Origin of the sequence: Klenkia sesuvii (assembly GCF_037083825.1) — a bacterium.
In the GTDB taxonomy this organism is placed as follows: domain Bacteria; phylum Actinomycetota; class Actinomycetes; order Mycobacteriales; family Geodermatophilaceae; genus Klenkia; species Klenkia sesuvii.
In genome coordinates this window covers 1-3,309 of the sequence record NZ_JBAPLU010000046.1, presented here as the reverse complement: position 1 = coordinate 3,309, position 3,309 = coordinate 1, and the positions used below count along the sequence as shown (strand labels likewise).

The 3,309-nt window shown below is 57.5% G+C and carries 1 rRNA gene; it reads left to right on the top strand.

Annotated features, from left to right (window positions below):
* The first annotated feature begins 91 nt into the window (after positions 1–91).
* Positions 92–3,223 (top strand): 23S ribosomal RNA (locus TEK04_RS21120).
* Positions 3,224–3,309 lie beyond the last annotated feature (86 nt).

Here is a 3,309-nt window from a genome sequence, read left to right as displayed (position 1 = left end):
TGGGTGTCTGGTGGTGGGTGTGGGGTGGGTTGCTGTTCGTTCTTTGAGAACTGCACAGTGGACGCGAGCATCTTTGTTTGTTTGTTTGTGTGTTCAAGTTGTTAAGGGCGCACGGTGGATGCCTTGGCACCAGGAGCCGATGAAGGACGTAGGAGGCTGCGATAAGCCTCGGGGAGCTGTCAACCGAGCGTTGATCCGAGGATTTCCGAATGGGGGAACCCCGCACCAGTCATGTGGTGTGACCCGCGCCTGAATATATAGGGCGTGTGGAGGGAACGTGGGGAAGTGAAACATCTCAGTACCCACAGGAAGAGAAAACAACAGTGATTCCGTGAGTAGTGGCGAGCGAAAGCGGATGAGGCCAAACCATGTGCATGTGATAGCCGGCAGGTGTTGTGCATGTGGGGTTGTGGGGCGTTTCTTGTCGTCGCTGCCGCGGCGGCCGGGAGTCATAAAAGTGTGTGGTTAGTGGAAGGCCTCTGGAAGGGGTCGCCGTAGAGGGTGAGAGCCCCGTACACGAAAACCTGCACTCTCTCGTGGATCGTTCCCAAGTAGCACCGAGCTCGTGGAATTCGGTGTGAATCTGGCGGGACCACCCGCTAAGCCTGAATACTCCCTGGTGACCGATAGCGGACAAGTACCGTGAGGGAAAGGTGAAAAGTACCCCGGGAGGGGAGTGAAATAGTACCTGAAACCGTGTGCCTACAAGCCGTGAGAGCCTTAGGTCGCATCGCGGTCGGGGTGATTGCGTGCCTTTTGAAGAATGAGCCTGCGAGTTAGTGGTACGTGGCGAGGTTAACCCGTGTGGGGTAGCCGTAGCGAAAGCGAGTCCGAACAGGGCGATCTGCAGTCGCGTGCTCTAGACCCGAAGCCGAGTGATCTACCCATGGCCAGGTTGAAGCGCGGGTAAGACCGCGTGGAGGACCGAACCCACTTCGGTTGAAAACGGAGGGGATGAGCTGTGGGTAGGGGTGAAAGGCCAATCAAACTCGGTGATAGCTGGTTCTCCCCGAAATGCATTTAGGTGCAGCGTCGCGTGTTTCTTGCCGGAGGTAGAGCACTGGATGGTCTAGGGGCTCCACAAGGTTACTGAAATCAACCAAACTCCGAATGCCGGTAAGTGAGAGCGTGGCAGTGAGACTGCGGGCGATAAGGTTCGTGGTCGAGAGGGAAACAGCCCAGATCATCAGCTAAGGCCCCTAAGCGTGTGCTAAGTGGAAAAGGATGTGGAGTCGCAGTGACAACCAGGAGGTTGGCTTAGAAGCAGCCACCCTTGAAAGAGTGCGTAATAGCTCACTGGTCAAGTGATTCCGCGCCGACAATGTAGCGGGGCTCAAGCACACCGCCGAAGCTATGGCACTCCCATGTAGCCCGTCATCATGATTCGTCGTGGTGGCCAGGTGTGGGGGTGGGTAGGGGAGCGTCGTGTGGGGGTTGAAGCGGCGGAGTGATCCAGCCGTGGACGCCACACGAGTGAGAATGCAGGCATGAGTAGCGAAAGGGGAGTGAGAAACTCCCCCGCCGGATGACCAAGGGTTCCTGGGCCAGGCTAATCCGCCCAGGGTGAGTCGGGACCTAAGGCGAGGCCGACAGGCGTAGTCGATGGACAACGGGTTGATATTCCCGTACCCGCGAAGGAACGCCCATGCTGAACCCAGCGATGCTAACCATCCGAACCAGGCGAGATCCCTTCGGGGACGTGTTCTGGGGAGCGTGGGACCCGGACTGGTAGTAGGCAAGCGATGGGGTGACGCAGGAAGGTAGTCCTACCGGTGAGTGGTAGTACCGGTGCAAGGGTGTGGCCCGCGACGTAGGCAAATCCGCGTCGCATGAAGGGTGAGGCCTGATGCATAGCCGAATGAGGTGAATGGGATGATCCTATGCTGCCGAGAAAAGCCTCTAGCGAGTTCCGAGCGGCCCGTACCCCAAACCAACTCAGGTGGTCAGGTAGAGAATACCGAGGCGATCGAGCGAACTGTGGTTAAGGAACTCGGCAAAATGCCCCCGTAACTTCGGGAGAAGGGGGGCCATCAACCGTCAACACACTAGCTGTGGGTAGCGGTGGGTGGCCGCAGAGACCAGTGAGAAGCGACTGTTTACTAAAAACACAGGTCCGTGCGAAGTCGAAAGACGATGTATACGGACTGACGCCTGCCCGGTGCTGGAACGTTAAGGGGACGGGTTAGCTACTTTGGTGGCGAAGCTCAGAACTCAAGCGCCAGTAAACGGCGGTGGTAACTATAACCATCCTAAGGTAGCGAAATTCCTTGTCGGGTAAGTTCCGACCTGCACGAATGGCGTAACGACTTCTCAGCTGTCTCAACCACAGGCTCGGCGAAATTGCACTACGAGTAAAGATGCTCGTTACGCGCGGCAGGACGGAAAGACCCCGGGACCTTCACTATAGCTTGATATTGGTGTTCGGTTCGGTTTGTGTAGGATAGGTGGGAGACTGTGAAGCGGGCACGCCAGTGTTCGTGGAGTCGTCGTTGAAATACCACTCTGGTCGAATTGGATGTCTAACCTCGGTCCGTGATCCGGATCAGGGACAGTGTCAGGTGGGTAGTTTAACTGGGGCGGTTGCCTCCCAAAATGTAACGGAGGCGCCCAAAGGTTCCCTCAGCCTGGTTGGCAATCAGGTGTCGAGTGCAAGTGCACAAGGGAGCTTGACTGTGAGACCGACGGGTCGAGCAGGAGCGAAAGCTGGGACTAGTGACCCGGCACCGGCATGTGGAAGCGGTGTCGCTCAACGGATAAAAGGTACCCCGGGGATAACAGGCTGATCTTCCCCAAGAGTCCATATCGACGGGATGGTTTGGCACCTCGATGTCGGCTCGTCGCATCCTGGGGCTGGAGTAGGTCCCAAGGGTTGGGCTGTTCGCCCATTAAAGCGGTACGCGAGCTGGGTTTAGAACGTCGTGAGACAGTTCGGTCCCTATCCGCCGTGCGCGTAAGAGACTTGAGAAGAGCTGTCCCTAGTACGAGAGGACCGGGACGGACGAACCTCTGGTGTGCCAGTTGTTCCGCCAGGAGCACTGCTGGTTGGCTACGTTCGGCAGGGATAACCGCTGAAAGCATCTAAGCGGGAAGCTCGCTTCAAGATGAGGTCTCTCACCCCTCGAGGGGTAAGGCCCCCGCCCAGACCAGCGGGTTGATAGGCCGGAAGTGGAAGCACAGCAATGTGTGGAGCTGACCGGTACTAATAGGCCGAGGACTTGACCACATCCAAACACACGTCCAAGAAGATGTGTCGCGTCCACTGTGCGGTTCTGAAAGCACGAACACACCCCGTGTGTTCACCCCACCCCC